22 protein-coding genes are annotated in these 21,922 nt (G+C 63.0%); 9 read left to right on the top strand and 13 right to left on the bottom strand.

Features of this window, described 5'->3' with window-relative positions:
* Window positions 1-42 precede the first annotated feature (42 nt).
* Complete coding sequence (locus P3T43_RS26805; protein WP_429284026.1) at window positions 43-270, top strand: hypothetical protein; 228 nt, start codon at window positions 43-45, stop codon at window positions 268-270.
* Window positions 271-721: 451 nt separating this feature from the next.
* Window positions 722-2,089, top strand: coding sequence for an MFS transporter (locus P3T43_RS26800; RefSeq protein ID WP_429284025.1), 1,368 nt, complete (start codon window positions 722-724; stop codon window positions 2,087-2,089).
* Between the two features lie 34 nt (window positions 2,090-2,123).
* Here the strand turns inward: P3T43_RS26800 and ltaE are convergent, their stop codons facing one another.
* From ltaE to P3T43_RS26785, 3 genes are all read right to left on the bottom strand, one after another.
* Window positions 2,124-3,131 (bottom strand): low-specificity L-threonine aldolase, encoded by a 1,008-nt coding sequence (ltaE, locus tag P3T43_RS26795; RefSeq protein ID WP_429284024.1) that lies wholly within the window; start codon window positions 3,129-3,131, stop codon window positions 2,124-2,126.
* A gap of 161 nt (window positions 3,132-3,292) precedes the next feature.
* Window positions 3,293-4,087, bottom strand: coding sequence for a peptidoglycan DD-metalloendopeptidase family protein (locus tag P3T43_RS26790; protein ID WP_429284023.1), 795 nt, complete (start codon window positions 4,085-4,087; stop codon window positions 3,293-3,295).
* Window positions 4,088-4,289: 202 nt separating this feature from the next.
* Window positions 4,290-4,601 carry a cupin gene (locus P3T43_RS26785; protein WP_429284022.1) on the bottom strand — a complete coding sequence of 104 codons (312 nt, stop codon included), beginning with the start codon at window positions 4,599-4,601 and terminating at the stop codon, window positions 4,290-4,292.
* 307 nt (window positions 4,602-4,908) lie between these two features.
* On the opposite strand from P3T43_RS26785, the gene P3T43_RS26780 reads away from it, so the two are divergent.
* Complete coding sequence (locus P3T43_RS26780) at window positions 4,909-5,229, top strand: hypothetical protein (RefSeq protein WP_429284021.1); 321 nt, start codon at window positions 4,909-4,911, stop codon at window positions 5,227-5,229.
* Between the two features lie 123 nt (window positions 5,230-5,352).
* On the opposite strand, the gene gndA is transcribed toward P3T43_RS26780, so the two are convergent.
* From gndA to P3T43_RS26755, 5 genes are all read right to left on the bottom strand, one after another.
* The gene (gndA, locus tag P3T43_RS26775; RefSeq protein WP_429284020.1) at window positions 5,353-6,762 is read right to left on the bottom strand and encodes an NADP-dependent phosphogluconate dehydrogenase; all 1,410 of its coding nucleotides are present in this window, start codon (window positions 6,760-6,762) and stop codon (window positions 5,353-5,355) included.
* A gap of 160 nt (window positions 6,763-6,922) precedes the next feature.
* Window positions 6,923-7,537, bottom strand: coding sequence for a DUF938 domain-containing protein (locus P3T43_RS26770; RefSeq protein WP_429284019.1), 615 nt, complete (start codon window positions 7,535-7,537; stop codon window positions 6,923-6,925).
* Window positions 7,538-7,657: 120 nt separating this feature from the next.
* Window positions 7,658-8,515, bottom strand: a complete 858-nt coding sequence (locus P3T43_RS26765; RefSeq protein ID WP_429284018.1) for an NAD-dependent protein deacetylase — start codon at window positions 8,513-8,515, stop codon at window positions 7,658-7,660.
* 95 nt (window positions 8,516-8,610) lie between these two features.
* Complete coding sequence (locus P3T43_RS26760) at window positions 8,611-8,847, bottom strand: oxidoreductase-like domain-containing protein (RefSeq protein WP_429284017.1); 237 nt, start codon at window positions 8,845-8,847, stop codon at window positions 8,611-8,613.
* Window positions 8,848-9,021: 174 nt separating this feature from the next.
* Complete coding sequence (locus P3T43_RS26755; RefSeq protein ID WP_429284016.1) at window positions 9,022-9,780, bottom strand: SDR family oxidoreductase; 759 nt, start codon at window positions 9,778-9,780, stop codon at window positions 9,022-9,024.
* Window positions 9,781-10,133: 353 nt separating this feature from the next.
* Here P3T43_RS26755 and P3T43_RS26750 point away from each other — a divergent pair, with 353 nt between their 5' ends.
* From P3T43_RS26750 to P3T43_RS26735, 4 genes are read left to right on the top strand one after another with little or no spacing between them, the layout of a single operon-like run.
* On the top strand, window positions 10,134-12,485 hold the full coding sequence (locus P3T43_RS26750; protein WP_429284015.1) for a TonB-dependent receptor: 2,352 nt from the start codon (window positions 10,134-10,136) through the stop codon (window positions 12,483-12,485).
* Window positions 12,486-12,524: 39 nt separating this feature from the next.
* Window positions 12,525-13,157 carry a MotA/TolQ/ExbB proton channel family protein gene (locus P3T43_RS26745; RefSeq protein WP_429284014.1) on the top strand — a complete coding sequence of 211 codons (633 nt, stop codon included), beginning with the start codon at window positions 12,525-12,527 and terminating at the stop codon, window positions 13,155-13,157.
* Window positions 13,154-13,552: an ExbD/TolR family protein gene (locus P3T43_RS26740; RefSeq protein WP_429284013.1), complete on the top strand. Its 399-nt coding sequence runs from the start codon at window positions 13,154-13,156 to the stop codon at window positions 13,550-13,552. Before P3T43_RS26745 ends, P3T43_RS26740 begins: the two co-directional genes overlap by 4 nt.
* A complete protein-coding gene (locus P3T43_RS26735; protein ID WP_429284012.1) occupies window positions 13,545-14,366 on the top strand; it encodes an energy transducer TonB in 822 nt (273 codons plus the stop codon). Before P3T43_RS26740 ends, P3T43_RS26735 begins: the two co-directional genes overlap by 8 nt.
* Before the next feature lie 11 nt (window positions 14,367-14,377).
* On the opposite strand, the gene P3T43_RS26730 is transcribed toward P3T43_RS26735, so the two are convergent.
* From P3T43_RS26730 to P3T43_RS26720, 3 genes are all read right to left on the bottom strand, one after another.
* Window positions 14,378-15,787, bottom strand: a complete 1,410-nt coding sequence (locus P3T43_RS26730; protein WP_429284011.1) for a DUF2252 domain-containing protein — start codon at window positions 15,785-15,787, stop codon at window positions 14,378-14,380.
* Between the two features lie 384 nt (window positions 15,788-16,171).
* Window positions 16,172-17,608 carry a M23 family metallopeptidase gene (locus tag P3T43_RS26725; protein ID WP_429284010.1) on the bottom strand — a complete coding sequence of 479 codons (1,437 nt, stop codon included), beginning with the start codon at window positions 17,606-17,608 and terminating at the stop codon, window positions 16,172-16,174.
* A gap of 261 nt (window positions 17,609-17,869) precedes the next feature.
* Window positions 17,870-18,268 (bottom strand): hypothetical protein, encoded by a 399-nt coding sequence (locus tag P3T43_RS26720; protein WP_429284009.1) that lies wholly within the window; start codon window positions 18,266-18,268, stop codon window positions 17,870-17,872.
* Between P3T43_RS26720 and P3T43_RS26715 the strand changes: the two genes are divergently transcribed.
* Together P3T43_RS26715 and P3T43_RS26710 are read left to right on the top strand one after the other, a co-directional pair.
* Window positions 18,258-19,661, top strand: a complete 1,404-nt coding sequence (locus P3T43_RS26715; protein WP_429284008.1) for an L-lactate MFS transporter — start codon at window positions 18,258-18,260, stop codon at window positions 19,659-19,661. The two genes, P3T43_RS26720 and P3T43_RS26715, sit on opposite strands and share 11 nt — an antisense overlap.
* An 11-nt stretch (window positions 19,662-19,672) precedes the next feature.
* Window positions 19,673-19,801, top strand: a complete 129-nt coding sequence (locus P3T43_RS26710) for an MFS transporter small subunit (protein WP_429284007.1) — start codon at window positions 19,673-19,675, stop codon at window positions 19,799-19,801.
* Between the two features lie 122 nt (window positions 19,802-19,923).
* On the opposite strand, the gene P3T43_RS26705 is transcribed toward P3T43_RS26710, so the two are convergent.
* Together P3T43_RS26705 and P3T43_RS26700 are read right to left on the bottom strand one after the other, a co-directional pair.
* On the bottom strand, window positions 19,924-21,141 hold the full coding sequence (locus P3T43_RS26705) for a sensor histidine kinase (protein WP_429284006.1): 1,218 nt from the start codon (window positions 21,139-21,141) through the stop codon (window positions 19,924-19,926).
* 276 nt (window positions 21,142-21,417) lie between these two features.
* Window positions 21,418-21,843 (bottom strand): DUF3830 family protein, encoded by a 426-nt coding sequence (locus tag P3T43_RS26700; RefSeq protein ID WP_429284005.1) that lies wholly within the window; start codon window positions 21,841-21,843, stop codon window positions 21,418-21,420.
* Window positions 21,844-21,922 lie beyond the last annotated feature (79 nt).

The raw sequence follows: 21,922 nt of genomic DNA, 5'->3' as shown, positions 1-21,922 counted from the left end.
CACCGCGCCGGTCCTCTTCATCCTGCATCGACGGAGGTCGAGATGAACGCACAATCCATGCTCGGAATGTTCCACGCCCAGGAACTGCTGCTGGTTTCGCTGATTCGCGCCCTGCCGCCGGAGACACGTCGCCGGATTGCTGATGAATTCCAGCAACAGGTCGAACTTGCCGAGGCACCGCATTTGAGTGCTGGGCACGAGCGCGATACGACGGAAGCATTCAAGGCGCATATTCGCAAGCTGGCGATTTTGCTGGCTTCGTTGAGCTAAGGGTTCGGCGGGCCGTGGGGTTGACGGATTCGCGTGGGTGGGGAAGGCTCGCGGGCCTCGCTGTGGGAGCGGGTTCGCCCTCCTGAGTTTCATTCATGCCGCAAAGGCTGGTGTTTGAGGACGCCGGCTGGGCCTGACCGTTAGTTGCGTTTGATTCGATAAAACTGCATCTGTGCGAGCCCCAGGTTGCCGCGTTACGCTGCGTGACCTTGCCGGGCCGCCAGCAGGATTTCGCCGGCTCTGTAACAATCTGTCCATTAGCAGCGCGTCGGCTCATACACGTCCGGCAGCCTGTTTCAATCCGCATCACCCTTTCAATCCGCGCGATTTCACCGATCCCGCGAGGCGCTCCTGGCTGCTTCGCCAAGGAACGTGCGCCACCCGATGAGCCCAGCCCTTGTCCGCGAAGACACCGCTTTCACCCGATTACGCACCGCCTGACGATGCCCCGATGTCAGCCAGCAACCGTCGCGCGATGGCGGCAATCATGCTGGCCGTCGCGCTCGCCACGCTCGACACCGCCATCGCCAACACCGCCCTGCCGGCCATCGCCGCCGACCTGCACGCGGCGCCCGCCGCCTCGGTCTGGATCATCAACGCTTACCAGCTCGCGATGGTCGCAACCTTGCTGCCGCTCGCCGCACTCGGCGATATCGTCGGCCATCGGCGCATCTATATTGCTGGGATCGCGGTGTTTACGGTGGCGTCGCTGGCCTGTTCGGTGTCCGGCACGCTGCCGCTGCTCGCCGCGGCGCGGGTGCTGCAGGGCCTCGGCGCCAGCGCGATCATGAGCGTCAATACCGCGCTGATTCGCTACCTGTTCCCACCGCATCGGCTTGGGCGCGGGTTGGGGCTCAATGCGCTGGTGGTGGGGGTGTCGTTCGCGGTCGGGCCGACAGTGGCTTCGCTGATCCTGTCGCTCGCCACCTGGCCCTGGCTGTTCGCGGTCAATGTGCCGCTGGGCGTCATCGCCCTGACGTTCGCCCTGCCCGCGCTGCCTCACACCACGCGCGGCACGCATCAATTCGACCGGGTTGCCGCCCTTCTCAACGTCATCACGTTCGCGGCGCTGATCTTCGCGCTCGGCGAAGCGGCACAGCGCGAGCCCGCCCAGTATGTGCTGGGCGCGGCGGCGGTCGCGCTTGTGTTCGGGCTGCTGCTGATGCGGCGCGAAGCCGGCCACCCGGCGCCCATGCTCCCCGTCGATCTGTTCAAGCTGCCGGTCTTTGCGCTGTCGGCGGTGACCGCGGTCTGCTCATTCGCCGCGCAAGGCCTCGCCTTCGTGTCGCTGCCGTTCTATTTCGAGGATGTGCTGCACCGCAGCCAGGTCGAGACCGGCTTTCTGATGACGCCGTGGCCGGTCGTGGTCGCGTTGGCGGCGCCCTTTGCGGGACGTCTGTCAGATCGCTATCCGCCGGGCTTGCTAGGTGCCATCGGGCTGGCGGTGCTGTCTGCGGGCATGGCGTCGCTCGCGCTCTTGCCGGCGCATCCGCAGGTGCTGGACATCGGCATCCGGATGGCAGTCTGCGGGGCGGGGTTTGGCTTTTTCCAGTCGCCGAATCTGAAAGCGTTGATGGCCAGCGCGCCGCCCGAACGCAGCGGCGGCGCCAGCGGCATCATTGCGACCGCGCGTTTGCTGGGACAAACGACAGGCGCGGCGCTGGTCGCGCTGAGCTTCGGCATTGCCGGCCGGCATGGACCGACACTGGCGCTGACGGCCGGTGCGGTATTCGCTGGCGCCGCGAGCATTGCCAGCGGCTTGCGCCTGTTCGCACCGTCGCATCGCACGGGCGCGGCCGCACCTTCATCGGCCAGGTAGCAAGGGATTGGCCGCGCTGCGGCGGCGCCTTGCGTCAATGCGCGGCGAAATAGCCCTTCGCTGCGGCGAGGAAGGTGTCAATGTCCGCGCGCGATACGTCCATATGCGTCACAAAGCGCGACGCATATAGCATCTGCGTGAGGATGCCGCGTTCTTTCAACCAGGCTTCGAGCGGCGCGCAGTGCTGCGCGGGAAATTGCGCGAACACCATATTGGTGGCCTGCGACAGCACCTTGACCTGATCGATCTGCGCGAGCCCCGCGGCCAGATGTGCGGCGTTGGCATGATCTTCCGCGAGCCGTTCGACGTTGTGATCCAGCGCGTAAAGGCAGGCCGCCGCCAGCACGCCGGCCTGACGCATGCCGCCGCCCAGCACCTTGCGCCACCGATGCGCACTCTGCAACAGCGCCTTGCTGCCGACCAGCACCGAGCCGACCGGCGTCCCTAGCCCTTTCGAGAAGCAGATCGACACCGAATCGAACGGTTCGCACAGCGCCGCCAGCGGCTGGCCGGACGCGACTGCGGCATTGCAGACGCGCGCGCCGTCCAGGTGCGTGGCCAGCTGATACTCGCGGGCGAGCCGGACCGCTTCGGCCACATACCCCGCCAGCAGGACCTTGCCGCCGATCGTATTCTCGAGCGCCAGCAGGCGCGTGCGCGCAAAGTGGTCGTCGATGGGTTTGATGGCGGCCTCGATCTTCTCGAGCGGCAGCGAGCCGTCGGCGGCATTCTCGATTGGCTGCGGCTGGATGCTGCCCAGCACCGCGGCACCGCCGCCCTCGTACTTGTACGTGTGAGCCGCCTGGCCGACGATGTATTCGTCGCCGCGCGCGCAATGCGCCATCAGCGCGGCCAGGTTGCTTTGCGTGCCACTCGGGAAGAACAGCCCCGCTTCCTTGCCCGCGCGCTCGGCTACGGTGGCTTGCAGACGCAATACGGTCGGGTCGTCGCCCCACACGTCATCGCCGGTTTCGGCGGAGGTCATGGCAGTCAGCATGGCCTGACTCGGACGGGTAACGGTATCGCTGCGCAAATCGATCATCTGACATTCCTGTGTGAGAGAGCGCCTCGGCCAGGCTTGGCTTCCGCTGCGACCTGGCGTGGGAGTGCGGCGCGTGAATCACCGAGTGTATTCAATTCCGAAGACGCTGAAAACCATGTGTAAAAACTGCGCCCCCGGCCGCTCTCATCGGATCGTCGGATTTACCCGCCCGACTTCGGCAGCCACGCGAGCGGATCGACAGGATGCCCGTCCTGGCGCACCTCGAACTGGATGGATGCCACACCGCGACTATCCGCGCCGACCTCGCCGATGACCTGCCCTTGCGTGACGGCATCGCCTTCCTTGACCAGCAAGGTGCCGTTCTGGCCGTATGCGGTAATCAGCGTGTCGCTGTGCTTGATGATGATCAACGGCCCGTACGCCTCGATACCGCTGCCCGCGTAGACCACACGTCCCGCGGCCGCAGCCTTGACCGGATCGCCCAGCCTGCCGCCGATCACGATGCCCTTGCTGCTACCCGGCGCAAAGCCCTTGAGTACCGGCCCGCGCAGCGGCCATGTCAACATGCCCTGCTGTGCGACCGCGCCGGCGCCCGCTGTACCAGGCGCGCCCGGCGCACCCGGCACGCCCTGTTGGGCACCTGGCGGATTTTGCGGAGGCAGCGCAGGCGGCGCCACGGCGCCCGGCGGCGGCGCTACCCGCAGCACCTCGCCAACCGTGACGCTGGCGTTGGGCTGCAGACCGTTCCAGCGCGCCAGATCCTGCGGACGCTGGCCGTACGCGGCGGCGATGCCCGGCAAGGTATCGCCGGGATTGACGCGGTAATAGCCCGCGGCCACCTGCCCGGTTGGTACGTTGCTGGTCTGATAGCTCCCGGACGCGCCGTTATACGAGGAACTGTCGCCCCAAGGCGTCATCGCGCAACCGCTGAGCGCGGCCACGACCGACGCAGCCATCAGAACCTGCGAAGCTGCACGTTGCGATTTTTCTGTCATCTGATCATCCTCGGCACGTGAGTCAATCCAATCTTCAGGCGTAGGCGCCGTGGCCGCTGCGGCGCGACCAGCGCACTTCAACACGCTGTACTGGCGACGCCTCTCTGACGCCGTTTGTCCACGGCACGAGCGGCGTGCAACCTTGGTCGCTCCGTGACAGCCGCATTTGGTTCGCGCTCCGAATCAACCTCGTTCGCGCCGCTCAAACACTGCCCTCGGATTCGACCACGAGAATGCGCGCTTCGCCCAACGGATGAGCGACATGCTCGGTGCCCACCGACGCAAAGAACACATCGCCCGTCTCCAGTAGCACAGAACGTTCCTCGCCCGCTTCGCGGTAGCGCATCTCCACCCGGCCGTCGAGGACAGCAAAGACTTCCTCGCCGTGATTCACATGCCACCTGTACGGCTGATCCGTCCAGTGCAGGCGCGTGGTAATGCCCCGCATGTTGGCGATATCGAGTGCACCCCACGGACGCTCCGCCGTAAATGTCTTGCTACGGATAATCTTCATGATGATCGGGCATGCCGGCCGGCACGGCCAGTCCATGCAAAGTCATGCTGCGCTGCACAGAAGCAGCCGTGAAAGCCTCGCCAAACCAGCTTGTGCAGGCCCGCTACGAAACCCGGCCGGAAAAATCTTCTCGCGCCATTATAGGGCGCGCCGCCTGCTGCCTACGCCTCGCGCCGTCGCGCCGCGCGTCAGCCCGATTCGTGTGATCATTGAATCCCGCATTGCCTCGCCTATACTGGGTCTTGCTGAAGCAACGCACCGCAGGCGAACCGCTCGCCGCCATGTCCTGTCCGTGAGGAGCTCGGGGATGAACAAAGCCACGTTTCTGGCCGTGCAGTTAAACGTCGAAGATGTTGCGGCATCCCCAGGTCTGGTTGAACTGCTCAATACCCACCTCGTGTTCGCGGCGGATGTGGCCGAAGCGGCTGACGCGCTGGTCCAGCTCGCCAGCGTTGCCGGCCTCTCGAGCGGCGTCGAGGCCAGCGTCGAGATTCCCGCTCTCGCGCTCGAGCGCTTGCGCGAAGCGCTCGACAACCTCAGCGGCTACGACGAGTCGTGGCTGCTCGCACTCGAACCCAGCAACGAGCTATTCGACGATATCGGGCGTCGCCGACGCATGTTGCACTGAGTAGCGCCGCCGCAGGCTGGCAGGCTCTGCCGCTACAGACCGACCGAACCGACGCCAAAACGCAAAACGCCGACCAGATTGCCTGGCCGGCGTCTTTTACCGCATACCGAAGTCCGGCTGTGCTCAGGACCAGTTGGCGTGGAAGCTACCCGGCTTGTCGACGCGTTCGAACGTATGCGCACCGAAGAAGTCGCGCTGCGCCTGCACCAGGTTGGCCGGCACACGTTCCGAGCGATAGGCGTCGAAGTACGCCACCGCCGAGGCAAACGCCGGCACCGGCACGCCGGCCTTGATCGCCGCAATCACCACATCGCGCAGTGCGGACTGGTAGTTCGACGCGATGTCGTTGAAGTACGGATCGAGCAGCAGATTGGCAATCTGCTTGTCCTTCGTATAGGCATCGGTAATCTTTTGCAGGAAGCGGGCGCGGATGATGCAGCCCGCGCGGAAGATCTTCGCGATCGTGCCGAAGTCCAGATCCCATTTGTACTCTTGCGAAGCGGCCCGCAATTGCGCGAAGCCCTGCGCATACGAGATCACCTTGCTGAAATACAACGCGCGGCGCACCGATTCGATAAACGCGGCGCGGTCGCCCTCGAACGCTTTGGTTTCCGGTCCCTTGATGACCTTGCTCGCGGCCACGCGTTCGGTTTTCAGCGACGACAGCACGCGCGCGAATACCGATTCGGTAATCAGCGGCAGCGGCACGCCGAGATCGAGCGCGTTCTGGCTGGTCCACTTGCCGGTGCCCTTTTGCGCCGCACGGTCGAGGATCACGTCGACCAGATCCTTGCCCGTTTCGTCATCCTTCTTGCTGAAAATCTTCGAGGTGATTTCGATCAGATAGCTGTCGAGTTCGCCCGTATTCCATTCGGTGTAGACCTCGCCCAGTTCCTTGTTCGACAGACCGAGCACCTGCTTCAACACCGCATAGCTTTCGGCGATCAACTGCATATCGCCGTATTCGATGCCGTTGTGCACCATTTTCACGAAGTGCCCCGCACCGTCCGGCCCCATGTAGGCGACGCACGGTTCGCCGTCCGGCGCCTTGGCGGAGATTTCGGTGAGGATCGGCGCGACCAGGTCGTAGGCGTCGCGTTGACCGCCTGGCATGATCGACGGACCTTTGAGCGCACCTTCTTCACCGCCCGACACACCCGTGCCGATGAAATGCAGGCCGGCCTTGGCGAGTTCCTGGTTGCGGCGAATCGTGTCGGTGAAATGTGTATTGCCGCCGTCGATCAGGATGTCGCCCTTGTCCAGCAGCGGCTTGAGCAGGTTGATGGTGTCGTCGGTACCGGCACCGGCCTTGACCATCATCAGGATGCGGCGCGGTTTCTCCAGCGAATCGACAAACTCTTCGAGCGTGAAGGTCGGCACCAGCTTACGGTCCGGATATTCTGCGATCAGTTCATCGGTTTTCTCGCGGCTGCGGTTGTACACGGACACCGCATGGCCGCGGCTCTCGATGTTGAGTGCCAGATTACGGCCCATGACCGCTAGCCCCACTACGCCGATTGCCTGTTTGCCCATTTGAATTCTCCAGATTTCCAGATTGTCGTGACGCCGCGCCGCAATTGACGTTGGCGGGATGTCGAGGATGAAAGCATAAAAGAAATGGCCGATTGCCGCTCGCTAACGGGCCCACACGGAGCCCCCGCGTTTGAATCTCCCTTCAGACCCGCCTGGCGCGCTAGCGTTTCGTCAGCACCAGACTGAAATTGTTGGCCGGCATGCCGACCGGTTCCCTGCATGTGAGCCCTTGTGCTTCGCCGAGCGCCACCACGGCTTCCATATTCCGGACGCCCCACGCCGGATTGCGCTCGCGCAGATGCTGGTCGAACACTTCGTTGCTCGGCGCCGTATGCGCGCCGTGCCGCCGGTAGGGCCCGTACAGATACAGTACACCGCCGCTGTCGAGCAGGCGGCTCGCGCCGTCGAACAATGCCTCGGTGGCTGTCCACGGCGAGATGTGAATCATATTGATGCAGACCACCGCTTGCGCTGCGTCGATGCCCCACGAGGCGCGTTCGACGCTCAGTTCGAGCGGCGCGCGCACATTGGCGAGGCCGCTATGCGCGGTCCACGCGGCAATCGACTCGCGGGCGTGGACGTCGGGGTCGCTCGGCTGCCAGATGAGTCCGGGCAGCGCCGCCGCAAAATGTGTCACGTGCTGACCGCTGCCGCTGGCGATTTCAAGCACCACGCCGCTCGCGGGCAACACCTGCCGCAAGACGGCGAGGATCGGCTCGCGATTGCGTTCGGCGGCGGGGGCATGCTGGCGCAGCGTGGGATCGGGTAGGGTCATGTCAGTCAAGGCCGGTGCGTAGTCTTTCGCCGAGGGGTTCGTCGCGACGGTCGGATACAGGGTCGGCGCGGCAAGCGGCGTTCCATTATCGGCGATCTGCGGGCGATATGGCGAGGGCGCTCAATCCAGCGCGAGACGCGCGGCGAGTGCGGTCAGCGTGTCGGCGCAGGGCGCGGCGATCTTCAACGACAACAACGGATCGGCGCGCGTACGGCCGAGATTGATTGCGGCGATCGGTTTGCCCATCTTTTGCGCCCACACGCAGAAGCGATAGCCCGAATAGACCATCAGCGACGAACCGACCACCAGCATGGCATCGGCCGCTTCGAGCGCGCGGGTGGCCTCGTCGACCGTCACACGCGGCACGTTCTCGCCAAAGAACACCACCGAAGGTTTCAGCAGGCCGCCGCAATTCGGACACGCAGGAATGCGAAAGCCGCCGAGGTCGTGCCATTCGAGGTGCGCGTCGCCGTCGGCGGCGGGCTCGGCGACTACGTCGAGCAACGCGGGGTTGTCGGCTTCGAGCGTCTGCTGGATCGTCGCGCGGGCATGCCGCGTGCCGCAATCCAGACAGGTCGCCGCGCCGATGCTGCCGTGCAGTTCGATCACGTCGCTGCTGCCCGCGCGCTGATGCAGGCCATCGACGTTTTGTGTGACGAGAGTCGGCACATGCCCGGCCGCTTCGAGCCTGGCCAACGCACGATGCGCGTCGTTCGGCCGGGCCTCGGCCACCACCGGCCAGCCAATCATGCTGCGCGCCCAATAGCGTTGCCGCGCCGCAAGCGAGCCGAGAAACTCCTGCAAGGTGATCGGCGGCGAACGCTTCCACTCGCCGTTTTCGTCGCGATAGCCGGGAATGCCGGAGTCGGTGCTGATTCCCGCGCCCGTCAGCACAAACAGACGCGGGTGACGCTGGACGAACTCATGGAGTTCATCCAGCGCGGGCGTTTGCATCGGGGCGGCCTGAAGGTCGGTCATAAGTGCGGACTGTCGAGGATAGGCGGGTTTACGTTGCGTTTCAGGTTGCAGGGCTTGGCTTGATGCCCGCGAGCATGGACACACTCCGGGTCGCCTTAACGCCGGTGGCCGCGTGCCCCGGCGGCAGGCCGCGGCTGGCGCGCCTGCCATTGCGCAAGCGCGGTCTGATAGCGCTCCAGCGCGTCGTCGTACAGGTCGAACACGCACGGGTTGCATCCGCTGTGACAGCAATCGTCGAGGCCGGGCCGCACAGGGGGCACCGGCGGTGGATCGTCGAGCGCGTGGTCCTGCTGCGGGTCGCGTGGTTTGTCCAACGGCAAAGCTCGAGACACGGCGCTATCCGGGTAACGGGAGTCAGTCAGTATAAGTTGATCTCAAGGGTGGCGTGCTGTGTGCGACGCCGATTGCGATCACAGCTTTTCGCCGCAGATGGACGGCCGGGACGATGCCCCTTGAGGTGACCGTCCCGTCGCTCGCTGCGCGCCGGCATTCCCGGTCGCGCCGCCTTACCCCCGTCCGACAAACGGCATCTTGGTCGCCATGATCGTCATCGACTGCACGTTCGCGGACAGCGGCAGCTCCGCCATATGCAAGACCGCGTCGGCGACCAGTTCCACATCCATGAGCGGCTCGATCGCGATCTCGCCGTTGGCCTGCGGCACGCCACGCGCCATGCGCGCGGCCATCTCGGTGGCCGCATTGCCGATGTCGATCTGCCCGCAGCAAATGTCGTATTTACGGCCGTCGAGCGACACCGATTTGGTCAGGCCGGTAATCGCGTGTTTGGTCGACGTGTAGGCAATGCTGTTCGGGCGCGGCGCGTGAGCCGAGATCGAACCGTTGTTGATGATGCGTCCGCCCTGCGGCGTCTGTGTCTTCATCATGCCGAAAGCCGCACGGGTGCAGAGAAACACGCCGGTCAGGTTGGTGTCGACCACGGCGCGCCAATCTTCGACGCTGAGCTCGTCGATCTCGACCGGCGGACCGCCGCGTCCGGCGTTGTTGAACAGCACATCGAGGCGGCCATAGCGCTGGCGGATCGCGTCGAAGAGCGCGGCGACGCTCGCCGCATCGCTGACATCACAGGCCACGGCGAGCGCGTCCGCGCCGCGTTGCTGCGCCTCGGCGGCGAGTTCGTCGAGCGGCGTCTGACGGCGCCCGGTCAGCACCACGCGATAGCCGTGTTCGAGCAGTCTAAGCGCCGTCGCACGGCCGATGCCGCTGCCCGCGCCGGTTACCAGCGCTACCTTGTTTGTTGCGGTCACAACCTGTCTCCTTGCAAACGAATCGGACGAAGCAGATGAATCAGATGAATCAGATGAATCAGATGAATCAGATGAATCGCGTCAAACGTACCACGTCTGCGCCACGCCGGCAGCGAAGTCTGCGGGCCAATTGACTCAACAGGCTCGACGCTGGCCGCAGCCTGCGCGCCGGCCCGCCTCGCGCAGCGTTGGCTCCAACCTTTGTGCCGACCCGCCTCGTCCGCTCAAGTGGACGATTGCCAAATTTATTTGTTATGTTATAACATTTCACAAAATCGCACGCTGGACTCGGCTGCCACGCAGCGCGAACTCGCACGATGCGACACGAGGATTCCCACCCGCATAACAAGAACATGAAACATCACACACTCATTTCGCGTGCCGCCTTGCTGCTGTTTGCGCAGACCCTTTCCCTGCATGTCCTTGCTGTATCGGGGGGCGCGCCCGTGACAGGCGTCGTCACCGATACGCAAGGGCATGCGCTCGAAAACGCCGCCGTTTCCTTGCAGGATTCCGACGGCCATACGCTTGCGCAAACACACACGAACCACGACGGCAGTTTCGTGTTGCCTGTTGTCCAGCCGGGCACCTATGCCGTCACGGCCGGCGCCAAGGGGTTTGGCGCCAATTCCAGCCTCGCTACCGTCGACGGCAGCACGCCTCACCCGTTGAAGATCGCGCTCGAAAAAGGCAGCGCGATGGATGTCAACGTTCAGGCGCAACGTCTCGACGTGGCCCGTAACGGCCTGCAGCCAGCAGTCGGCGCAAGCGTCTACCGTTTCACGCAAGCGGACATCCAGGCGCTGCCGCAAGGCGACAACACACCGATCAACCAGGTTCTGCTGCAGGCACCAGGAGTCGCGAACGATTCGTATGGCCAGCTCCATGTGCGCGGCGATCACGCCGACCTGCAATACCGGATCAACGGCATCATCATTCCCGAGCCGATTAGCGGCTTCGGGCAGTCGCTCGATACGCATATCATCGATCAGGTGAACCTGATCACCGGCGCGTTGCCTGCGCAATACGGCTATAAAACCGCTGGGATCGTCGACATCACGACCAAATCGGGCGACCTCGGCAACGGCGGTTCCGTCGACGTGTACGGCGGCAGCCATCAGACGCTGCAAAGCAGCGCCGACGTGTACGGTTCGCAAGGACCGCTAAGCTATTTCTTCACCGGCACGCTCGGGGTGAACAACCTCGGCATCGAAGCGCCGACGTCGGACGGCAGTCCGCTGCACGATCACACGCGCCTCGGCAACGGCTTCGGCTATCTGTCGTACATCATCAACCCGCTCACGCGTGTGACGTTGATGGCGGGCACGGCCGCCAACCAGTTCGAACTGCCCAACACGCCAGGCTTGCCAACCAATTTCGCACTTGCTCGCCAGACGTCTTTCAATTCCGCCAATCTCAACGAAACGCAATCGGAACTGAACAACTTCGCCGTGCTGGCGTTGCAAGGCACCAACGGCGACGCGCTCGACTATCAGGTGTCGCTATTCACCCGATACACGCGCACCCAGTTCAATCCGGACCCGGTGGGCGATCTGATGTTCAACGGCGTGGCGTCGACGGACTTCCGCAGCAACCAGGCAGAGGGCGTGCAGGCCGACACGACGTTCCGGCTCAACAACACCCACACGCTGCGCGGCGGTGCGTGGCTCGAACAGGAACACGCCGTGTTCAACGACAGCGTCGCCGTGTTCCCAACCGACGCCAATGGCAACCCGCTTTCGGACGTCCCCTTCACCATTAACGATTCGGGCGCGAGCACCGGCTATCTGTATAGCGCCTATCTGCAGGACGAATGGAAGCTCAACAGCAAGCTCACGCTGAACTACGGTCTGCGCTACGACGGCATGGACGAGTACGTGCATGCGAACCAGTTGAGCCCGCGCATCGGCCTCGTGTTCACGCCGACCAACGCCACTACGCTGCACGCCGGCTATTCGCGCTACTTCACACCGCCTGATTTCGAACTGGTCTCGGCTTCGACTATCACGCGCTTTAACGGCACCACCAATCAGAGCGAAGTCACTCAGGACAGTCCGGTACAACCCGAGCGCAGCGACTATTTCGATATCGGCGTCACGCAACGCGTCACACCAGCGCTCACCGTCGGGCTCGACGCGTACTACAAGATCGCAAGCAACCTGCTGGATGAAGGCCAATTCGGCACAGCGCTGATCTTCACGCCGTTCAACTACCAGTACGGCCGCGTCTACGGACTCGAATTCACCAGCAACTACAAGCAGGGCAACGTCTCCGCGTATCTGAATCTGGCGTATAGCCGGGCGCAGGGCAAGGACGTCGATTCGGCGCAGTTCAACTTCAGCGCGGCCGAACTCTCGTTTATTGCCAGCAACTGGGTGTTCCTCGATCACGACCAGCGTATGACCGTTTCGCTCGGCGGCGCCTATGACCTCGGCAGGACCACTTTCACGGCCGATGCGATAGTCGGCAGCGGCCTGCGTAGCGGCTTTGCGAATACCGACAAGCTACCGTGGTACGGACAACTGAATCTCGCTGTGATCCAGCATTTCGACGTATCGATCGTCGGCAAATTCGATGCCCGTCTCGTGCTGATCAATGCGATCAACAGCGTGTATGAACTGCGCGATGGTTCGGGTATCGGCGTTGAAGCGCCGCAGTATGGCCCGCAGCGCGCCATTTATGCCGGCCTCACCAAGCGGTTCTGATCTCGCGGGTGACAGCAAGGCAACCGAAGGAGTTTCACCATGAACGACTGGACCAATCTCGCCGATGTCGCACGCCTCGGCGGCTGGGTGATTTATCCGCTGACCGTGCTGGCGATTGTCGCGCTTGCCATCACGCTCGATCGGACTTATGCGTTCTGGCGGTTTGCGCGTATGCCGGAATCGCTGAGCGCCGCAGCGGCCACTGATGTGCCTGGCAGAGCGAAGCTTCCCAGCGGCTTGCCGCGACAGCATGCCTTTAGCCGGATCGGCCGCCTGCTCGACGACACGCGGGGCCCGTTGTGGCGCATCGAAACTCGGGTCGAAGCCGCCGCCGCGCGAATCGAGCGCGACATGGGCCGCGGCCTGTGGCTACTCGAAACGATCGTGACGGCAGCGCCATTGCTAGGTCTGCTGGGCACGATCGTCGGCATGATGCATTCGTTCAGGCTGATCGGCGGTGACGGCCTGGTCAACCCGCCGGGTGTGACCGGCGGCGTCGCGCAGGCTTTGATCGCGACGGCGATTGGTCTCGTCATCGCCCTCGTCGCGCTGTTTGCGTTCAACTTCTTTTCGCGCCGCATCGACCGGTTGATGGACGAACTCGAATCGTTCGCCAACGAAGCCCTTAGCGAGTTGCGCCTTGCCAGCGAAAGCGCGGGGCGGTCAGCATGAAACTGCGGCGCTCACGCCGCTCGAAGCGCGGCCGCATCGAAATCATTCCCATGATCGACGTGATGTTCTTTCTGCTGGCCACTTTCATGCTGACCTCGCTGGCCATGCAGCGTCTCGACGCGGTGCGGATCAACCTGCCGCAAGGACACGCGCAGCCCCTAACGCAGGACAAACCGCTGACCCTCTCGGTCAATCAGGCTAACCAGGTATTTATCAATCAGCAGGCCGTGCGACTCGATCAGATCACGCCGACTGTCGCGCGCCTGCTGCGCCCCGATGCCAAAGTAGTGGTAGCCGCTGACGATCACGCATCGCATGGTGTCGTGGTGCAGGCCATGCTGGCCGCTCGCCGGGCCGGCGCCGAACATTTTCTTGTTGCCGTGCATCGTGAATAGCGGCTTGCAGCAACTGCTGGCACTCGCCGACCGCGAGCGCGTGCGATTCCCTTTAGCCGTTCTGTTGGCTGCAATGCTATGCCTCGCGCCGCTCGTGCATTCCGTGGACTGGCTTTCGAGCCGCAAGACTGCGCCCCGCACGGTGCTAACGACCATCGAGATGCGTCTGGTTGAACTGACGCCACCAGTGCCAGCGGAATCTGCTGCCGCAGTGGCGCATGCTTACGCGGCACCGCCGCCGCAGGCAGTGAAGCGTCCGTCGAGCCCGGTGCAGGTTCAGCCACAGCCACAGCCACTCGCGCACGTAGCCCCACTGCGCAACGCTCCCACGCCCACAACGCCGCAGCGCGAAGCGCCACGCTCGCCAGCGGCGCCGGCCACGCACGATCAACCACCTGCGGCTTCGGCGCAAGCACCGGCCACGCACGATCAATCGGCTCCGGCTTCGGTGCAAGCACCGGCGATGGAAGCCGCGCAAGCTGCATCGAGTGCGCCAGCAACGCCGCTGAACCGTACGGCCTCCGCGGCATCATCCGCATCATCCGGCACCAACGAGGCGCGCCTGCTCTCGCAACCCATGCCGGCATTGCCCGACGATCTGCGCGAACAGGGCTATCAGGTCACCGCCGTCGCCCACTTCAAGGTACGCGCAGACGGTACCTTCGACGTCGCACTGGTGAAGCCAACGCAAAATCCGCGGCTCAATCAGATTCTGCTGGAGACCTTACACCGCTGGCGCTTCTTCCCTGCGATGGAAAACGGCCACCCGGTTGAAAGCGATCAGGTTGTGCGCGTGCACTTCTCGGTAAGTTGAATCGAACCGGGCTACAGACGGAAATCCGCCGCCAGGTCCTCGTCGCCACGCGCTTCGAGTTCACCGCTACGGCAGGCTTTCATGAATAGATCGTAGTCCTTCTCGACCTGGTCCGCGTACCCGAACGCGTACTCGCTCAAAGCCTCGCCGAACTGATCGCCGCGGCCAATATACGCGCTGAGCTCGATCGCCTTGCCGCTCGCTTTCGCATGCGCTCGTGCCATGACCCATCCGCACAGCTTTGCGTAACCCAGCAGCAGGTCGTTATCGAACAGTTCGATGTTCGCCGAGAGCTTCATGTCGCGCAGTTGCCGGAAATAGAAATGCCGGCCCGATGGACCAGTCGACCAGCCGAGGAAAATATCGCTCGCTGCCTGCAACACCCGCTGGCCGCGCACGACGCGTTCGCCATCGTGATGGATGGTCTGGCCTTTAAAGTACTGCGCGATCACCGACTGACGCGCTTCCTTGATCTGCAAAAAGAGCGGCTTGCCGATGTGATCCGTATTGAGCAGCACCAGACAGCGTGTGCCCACGCTGCCCACGCCGACCACCTTGAACACCAGGTCCTGCATCGAAAAATGGCTGAGCAGTTCGCGCCGGTCGTGGCTCAGCGTCTTCAGATATTCGCCGTACATCGGGCCGATCAGCTTGCGCCAGTCGCCGAGCGTGAACCAGTCGTCTTCGGCCTCGAACATCGTATTCGTGCCGTGTACGTGAAAGAGTCCGGGCGGCGCATCGCGAATGGTCAGCTTGTCGCCGTCGTGTTCGCACATCTTGTCCAGCATGCTTTCCTGGGTGCGCCCCGCGGCCTTTTCCATGCCGCGCCTGACCGTGCGGCGACGCTCGGGCGTCAACGCCGTTTCAGCCATCCGTTCGAACGAAATGCGTTCGTACCACAACTCCAGCGAGCCGCATTGCGCATACTGCGTCATGCGGTCACGGTACTCGTTTACCGCTGTCATCACCAGATCGCCCGCGAAACCGCGACTCAGGCGCATATGCCGCGCGGCTACCACGAGACTGGCAGTCAAGCGCTTGAGGTCCCATTCGAAGGGGCCGATCGCCACTTCGTCGAAGTCGTTCAGATCGAATATGAGTTGCCGTTCGGGCGTCGCAAAACCGCCGAAGTTCATTAGATGGCCGTCCCCGCAGATCGGCATGACGAGGCCGGTATCGGGAAGGTGGCCCAGATCGTGAGCCTGAATGATCGCGCTGCCGCGAAAGAACGTGAATGGCGACACGCCCATGCGACCGTAGCGCAACGGCACGAGTTTCTGAACCCGCCCTTCGCTGCTTTGCTTGAGAAGATCGACCGGATTGCGATGGATTTCGCCCACCGTGCGATGACTCGAACGCTTCGAATGTTCGCGCGCCGCCCGGCCAATGGCCTCCCGTTCCGCGATGGTGCTGGCTTTCATGCTCTTCTCCGTTTCGGGTGACTCGCCGTAGCCGGTGAGATCTGGGCCCACGCCGTTACCGTGCCAACGCACCCACATCGGAGCGCACCGGCTTGCACGATTCGTTTTGTTGTTCGAAGACCGCCTCACTGCCACGCTGGCTGACGCCATCGCATGGCCGTATTAAATCCTGTGCTGAACCCGGGCGCAAGTGCAGCCACCCGAGAGGCAGAAAGGGGCTGGTGCCACCCTTGCGCACCGGCCCCTTTCTCTCTCACGACACGACTTAACCGCACGTAGAGCTTTGCTCGTCAACGCCGTCACTGTCACGACAGCGTCATCGGAATGTGCGACACGCACGTGACCATCACAGCGCGTTTCGACCTTTTACCGAGCCTTGCAGACTTAACGCATTCCCAATGTCGAATCCGATGCGGTGCGGACATCAGCGGACAATCCCGCGAGCCGATCGCGGGCGACGCTGGCCACATGATCGAAGGCTGCACGTTGACGGCCTGCCAGCAGTACCGCGCTGGAGCGACTCGTCAACCTGAGCGGATCGGCAGGTTGATTGTTCAGGCGTACTTCGAAATGCAGATGCGGTCCAGTTGCGACGCCCGACTGCCCGACCGCGCCCAGCGGCTGCCCTTGACTGACTCTCGCGCCCACGCGCAAGCCGCTGGCGAACGCCGACAGGTGGCCGTAGTAAGTGGTATAGCCGCGTGCATGACGCACGACGACATGCTTGCCGTAACCGCTATCGAGGCCCACGAACTGCACCGTTCCTGCCGCAGCAGCCACGACAGGCGTTCCCTGCGCTGCCGTCAGATCCACGCCCGTATGCAGCAGACGCAGCCCCGTCACCGGATGAATCCGATAGCCGAACGGCGAACTCACGCGGACGTAATTCAGCGGCATGGCGAACGGCTCGGCGGTAAGACGCTGACCATCGAACGAGTAATAGTCACCGGCCGTTCGCCCGGATGCGATGAACCACACAGCGCGGTACGTCTGGCCCGCCAAGCGGATCTCTAGCGCCGTCACGCGTCTGCGCGACGAGGCCGCCAGATTGCCTGCCACGGGTTCGTAGACGATACGGTAGTAATCGCCCGCCTGAACGGGTCGCCTAACATCCAGGTGTCCGGCGACGATGCGACTGAGTTGCGCCGCGAGGTCGGCCGGCAACCCGACAGGCGTCCATGCCGCGCGCGAACCGCCTTGCAGCCGTCCGGTAAAGCTGCCAGCGTCGGCCGCCGGCATGCTCAACGGCGCCGGGCTCGAAAGGGTGGAAGGTGTGCCATCCATCGCGCTTGGGCCGGTCACGCCAAGGTGGACGGCACCGGGATTGGCAGCAATACGCCCGGACCACTCATGCGGATTCGCAGCCGGGGCGAGCGGCGCGCATAGGTACGGGCTGAGCGAGCACAGGGTCGCCAGCACCGGCTCATTCAGCGACAACCTGTCCAGGGGACGTGCACGCAAGTCATGGCGCAGCGAAGGCTGCATGAGTGAGCCATCGGATGTCGTACGCATGACGGACACGGGCGGCAGTCCACCAGCGACTGGCCGGCTAAAGCCAACCGGCATCCCGGCTTTGGATTGCGCGCCCAGCACGGCCCATTCCACTGCGAGTCCGCTGGCGCCGGCCGTTGCGGGCCGGCTGCGCGCATTCGCCACGACGCCTGAGGCAACCGGAGCGCCCAGTGCGGCGATCGCACTACTCAGCAGGGCCGCGCTGGCGGCAATACCGATCGGGGATTTGCGTTTGAGATGAGCCTGGCGGCTCGTATCAGTGGAAATGACCTGCTCGCGCGCGAAGATGTTACGTAGATACGGCCACATGACGTAGAAATCTCGCAGTCGAAACAGAAAGGCTGCGGGCTTGAGCGACAGTGCAACAACACTAGGCAGCAGTGCAGAACAGATGCGCAAGCAACCGTAGGAGACTTACGACATCGGACCGTACAGCCCAGCAACAGGGATCACGAGTGTACTGACAGCGATGCTTCGTAAAAATAGGACTAGTCCTGTCTTGTCCGACGCAAATCTGATCGCCAATAAGATTCAATGCGCCGCCGCTCGCGACTTTGCCGCGCTGCGGCACTACACGGCGTTCAGCGCGAGATTCCATGCAGTGTTGCGATTGCCTTTGCTCCTTTGCCGGCTTGATTTCCCCGCATATCGCGCCACGGCTCGCTGATCGATATTGCGGCGCGCAAAAACGAACCATCCGCAGGCTGCATGCCGGTTTTGGATGAAGAAAAACCCGGCACCAGGCCGACACCTTATGCACTCCCATCTCATATTGCCAATGGAATCGGCGCAACCTATCGTGTGAAAGGCGGTCTGACCGTCGTATGCGGCTTCAATCAATATGATGTTTAAGAGCATATATTGCGCGACGGGCGAAGCGACTCTCGTCACGCGGCGACGTTCAAGCATTGCGACGCGCGCGCCGATAACAATGACTACACGCAAACGGAGACACAACATGAGCAGCATTACTGAGCCGAGTGGGACGCCAGGCTCTGCCCCATTCTTTTCCAAACAGGCCACCATCGCAGGACCGGGCTTCTCGCGCTGGATGGTGCCACCCGCCGCGCTCGCCGTGCATCTCTGTATCGGTCAGGCTTATGCGTTCTCGGTTTTCAACGGACCGCTCACGAAGGTCATCGGCCTCACCCAGTCCGCGCCGGATGACTGGTCGCTCACCACGCTCGGCTGGATCTTTTCGCTGGCAATCGTGTGCCTGGGCTTGTCGGCGGCGTTCGCCGGCAAATGGCTCGAACGGGTGGGACCACGCCGCACGATGTTCACCGCGGCATGCTGCTTCGGCGGCGGCTTTCTGGTTTCTGCGCTCGGCGTCTGGATGCATCAGATTGTCTTGCTCTATCTGGGCTACGGTGTAATCGGCGGGATTGGTCTCGGGCTCGGCTATGTCTCGCCTGTTTCGACGCTGATCCGCTGGTTCCCCGACCGTCGCGGCATGGCAACCGGCATGGCGATCATGGGCTTCGGCGGCGGTGCGATGATTGCAGCACCGTTGTCCGTGGCGCTGATGAATCACTTCCGCAGTGCAACCGGCAATGGTGTCGCAGAAACGTTCGTAGTACTGGGCATTGCGTATTTCATCTCGATGTCGATCGGCGCACTCGCGATCCGCGTGCCCCCCGCCGACTGGAAACCGGCCGGCTGGACGCCCCCCGTCGGCAACCACAACAAGATGATCTCGCGCAATCACGTGGATATCGATCAGGCGCTGAAGACTCCGCAGTTCTATCTGATCTGGCTCGTCCTGTTCCTGAACGTGACGGCGGGCATCGGCATTCTCGGCCAGGCATCGGTGATGATTCAGGAGAGTTTCAAGAATACGGTGACGGCCGCGGCGGCAGCGGGCTTTGTCGGCTTGCTGTCGCTCTTCAACATGGGCGGACGTTTTGTATGGGCCTCCGCGTCCGACTGGATCGGCCGTAAAAACACCTATTTCATCTTCTTTGCACTAGGCGCTGTGCTGTACTACTTCGTGCCGACGTTCGCCACATCAGGGCAGATTGCGCTGTTCGTGTTCGCCTACTGTGTGATTCTGTCGATGTACGGCGGTGGTTTCGCAACCGTACCGGCTTATCTGGCCGATATGTTCGGCACGGCTTTCGTCGGCGGCATTCACGGCCGTCTGCTGACCGCATGGGCGGCCGCTGGCGTGGCCGGCCCGGTGCTGGTGAACTACATCCGCGCCTATGAAGTGGCGCATGGTGTGGCCAAAGCCGACGCGTACACGATGACGGTGCACATCATGGCGGTCCTGCTGGTGGTGGGCTTTGTATGTAACCTGCTGATCAAACGCGTAGACGAAAAGCACCATATGAGCGACGCACAACTCAAAAGCGGACAATGAAGGAGACCGAAATGAGCACGATTCAGACTAGCCGACCTACCTCCACGATCAAGCTCGCAGTCTTCTGGCTGTATGTGCTGATTCCGCTTGCATGGGGTGTGGTGAATACGCTGCTGCAAGCAATGAAATTGTTTAACTGATTGCAGCACTTAGCGGGGAACGGCCCCACGTAAAACGACGTGGGGTCCTGCCTGCCGCAGGCCAGTAACACACCGTATCCGCGTTCGCTCCGAACACCTTGCGCAGGATGCGAACTCACGCCTCACTCCCTGACCTCCAGGGTCACGGGAAACGTAATTTCAAAGATCGTCCCCTCGCCCTCATTCGAATCGAAACGGATCTGTCCGCCCAGCACGCGCGTCAACTCGCGGACAATCGCGAGTCCCAGACCCGCACCGGGGATGTCGTCCTCCGCGGCCCGCTCGAACTCCTTGAACACCCGCTCACGATCAGACGCCCCGATCCCCACACCGGTGTCTGAGACCCGCAAACGCCAGTGGTCGGCGCCGTCCGCGATCATCGCCAGTTCGATCTGGCCCACCTTGGTGTATTTCGCGGCGTTGGTCAGCAGGTTCAGCGCCACCTGTTTCAGCTTGAGCCGATTCGACGCGATCGTGCTCAAGGCGTCATCGAACGTAGGGTTCAGACGCAAGCCCTTCGCTTCGATAGCCGGACCGCACGCAGCCACCAGTTCGTCGAACAAACCACGCAAGTCGAAACGCTCGATTGCCGCGTGATGACTCTCGCCTAGTATGACTGAATATTCGACCAGTTCATCCACTAGCGTCTTCATGTCGGCCGCCTGGCGGTTGGCGAGCGCCAGCGCCGCTTCGACTTTCGCCGGTGCCCGCGACATGAGTTGCAGCGCCATCGAAAAGACATTCAGGAAATTCCGCAGATCGTGCACGACGCTCCGCGTGATCTGCATGCGCGATTCGTACAGGTCGCCCACCAGCTCCTGCTTCAAGGTGAGCTCGTGATTGGCTCGCTCCAGCTGGCCGGTATATTCATCGATCTTACGGTCGCGCTCGGTGAGCACTTCGCGTATCGACGTGAGCGTGACAAAGCTGACTGCCTCGTCGATGAAATGCCGCGCCCGTTCCTCATGCCGCCGCGTGAAATGCGGCCGTGATTCGCTGAACACCACAATCTGGCCGGCCAGCATCTGCCGGAACAGGTCGAGTTCGCGCACCAGTTCGTCGATCCGATACCCTTGGCGCCAGCGCAGTTTGCCGTGCTTGCGCGCGTTGCGCTCGATGGCCGGCTCGACCCGATCGAGATCCTGCTCTTCCAGCGCGCTGCAGATTTCCTCGAGAATGACCGGAATATGGTCGGAGAGCTGCTCGTAGGTCAGCCGGTCGGCATCGCTCAGTTCGGTGTCCTGAAACACGGCCCTCATCCAGCGCTCGGTCAGATTGACCTGGTCCAGACGAAGGCTCTCGGCAAATGCCCGGAGCGGACGGAGTGAGATATCAGACATTAGTCAGGGCCTGCCGCTACGAAGAAGGGAGATGGTGACATGTGGCCGGCAGCATGCCGAGCGCAAGATCTGGCGCATAGGGCGGGACCGGCACGCCTTAGTATGCGCGATGTGATCGGCAAACATCAATTACGCCCGTGCGCGTGCCGCCCCGTAGCGCGGCCGGTCGCGATTTCACCGGCCGGGCAGACGGCCGGGCGGTCGCGCGTCAAAGGCGAATCGTTACGTCATACGATTACGTGAAAAATCCGCTCGCCGCCCGCAGGCGAGCCGTGACTAGACCCGTTCGAACAGGACGTCTTGCGCGCCTTCCCACAGCACCTTGGTGCCGAGTTCGCGCAGATGCTCCTTGCCTTCGACGACAGTCAGGAAATGATTACCGGCCAGTTGCCCCATCTTGCTGGCGAAACAGCACGAGCCATAGGCGAGGATGATCTCGGTTTCGCTGTAGCCGCCGGGATAAAACAGGATGTCGCCCACCGAGGGATGGCTCGTGTGGTTCTCGAAACCGACTTCCTTGCCGTCGTTTTCCAGCTTGAAGTCGCCGAGCGGCACCCAGCAGCCTTCGCCGCTCCAGCGGACGTGGATCAGCTTCTGGCGATACGGCAGAAGCTTCAGGAAGGCGGCCACCGTCAGTGGCGCGTCGGGATGGGTTTCGGCGATAAATTCGTGGCCGCAGGAGGTAATGCGAAGTCGCGTCATTGCAGTCTGTCCATTTGGTCAGGTTGAACGGGATGGTCGGCCGGTGCCCATTCTGTAGGCACCGGCCTTTCCCCGACAG

Origin of the sequence: Paraburkholderia sp. GAS41, from assembly GCF_050436545.1 — a bacterium.
In the GTDB taxonomy this organism is placed as follows: Bacteria; Pseudomonadota; Gammaproteobacteria; order Burkholderiales; family Burkholderiaceae; genus Paraburkholderia.
Note: the sequence above shows the minus strand (reverse complement) of the source record. Positions and strands in the feature narration are given on the sequence as shown.

Coding starts and splice junctions, on each gene's coding strand:
- P3T43_RS26805 (WP_429284026.1), top strand. CDS start 43: ATGAACGCACAATCCATGCTCGGAATGTTCCACGCCCAGGAACTGCTG.
- P3T43_RS26800 (WP_429284025.1), top strand. CDS start 722: ATGTCAGCCAGCAACCGTCGCGCGATGGCGGCAATCATGCTGGCCGTC.
- ltaE (WP_429284024.1), bottom strand. CDS start 3,131: ATGATCGATTTGCGCAGCGATACCGTTACCCGTCCGAGTCAGGCCATG.
- P3T43_RS26790 (WP_429284023.1), bottom strand. CDS start 4,087: ATGACAGAAAAATCGCAACGTGCAGCTTCGCAGGTTCTGATGGCTGCG.
- P3T43_RS26785 (WP_429284022.1), bottom strand. CDS start 4,601: ATGAAGATTATCCGTAGCAAGACATTTACGGCGGAGCGTCCGTGGGGT.
- P3T43_RS26780 (WP_429284021.1), top strand. CDS start 4,909: ATGAACAAAGCCACGTTTCTGGCCGTGCAGTTAAACGTCGAAGATGTT.
- gndA (WP_429284020.1), bottom strand. CDS start 6,762: ATGGGCAAACAGGCAATCGGCGTAGTGGGGCTAGCGGTCATGGGCCGT.
- P3T43_RS26770 (WP_429284019.1), bottom strand. CDS start 7,537: ATGACCCTACCCGATCCCACGCTGCGCCAGCATGCCCCCGCCGCCGAA.
- P3T43_RS26765 (WP_429284018.1), bottom strand. CDS start 8,515: ATGACCGACCTTCAGGCCGCCCCGATGCAAACGCCCGCGCTGGATGAA.
- P3T43_RS26750 (WP_429284015.1), top strand. CDS start 10,134: ATGAAACATCACACACTCATTTCGCGTGCCGCCTTGCTGCTGTTTGCG.
- P3T43_RS26745 (WP_429284014.1), top strand. CDS start 12,525: ATGAACGACTGGACCAATCTCGCCGATGTCGCACGCCTCGGCGGCTGG.
- P3T43_RS26740 (WP_429284013.1), top strand. CDS start 13,154: ATGAAACTGCGGCGCTCACGCCGCTCGAAGCGCGGCCGCATCGAAATC.
- P3T43_RS26730 (WP_429284011.1), bottom strand. CDS start 15,787: ATGAAAGCCAGCACCATCGCGGAACGGGAGGCCATTGGCCGGGCGGCG.
- P3T43_RS26725 (WP_429284010.1), bottom strand. CDS start 17,608: ATGTGGCCGTATCTACGTAACATCTTCGCGCGCGAGCAGGTCATTTCC.
- P3T43_RS26715 (WP_429284008.1), top strand. CDS start 18,258: ATGAGCAGCATTACTGAGCCGAGTGGGACGCCAGGCTCTGCCCCATTC.
- P3T43_RS26720 (WP_429284009.1), bottom strand. CDS start 18,268: ATGCTGCTCATGTTGTGTCTCCGTTTGCGTGTAGTCATTGTTATCGGC.
- P3T43_RS26710 (WP_429284007.1), top strand. CDS start 19,673: ATGAGCACGATTCAGACTAGCCGACCTACCTCCACGATCAAGCTCGCA.
- P3T43_RS26705 (WP_429284006.1), bottom strand. CDS start 21,141: ATGTCTGATATCTCACTCCGTCCGCTCCGGGCATTTGCCGAGAGCCTT.
- P3T43_RS26700 (WP_429284005.1), bottom strand. CDS start 21,843: ATGACGCGACTTCGCATTACCTCCTGCGGCCACGAATTTATCGCCGAA.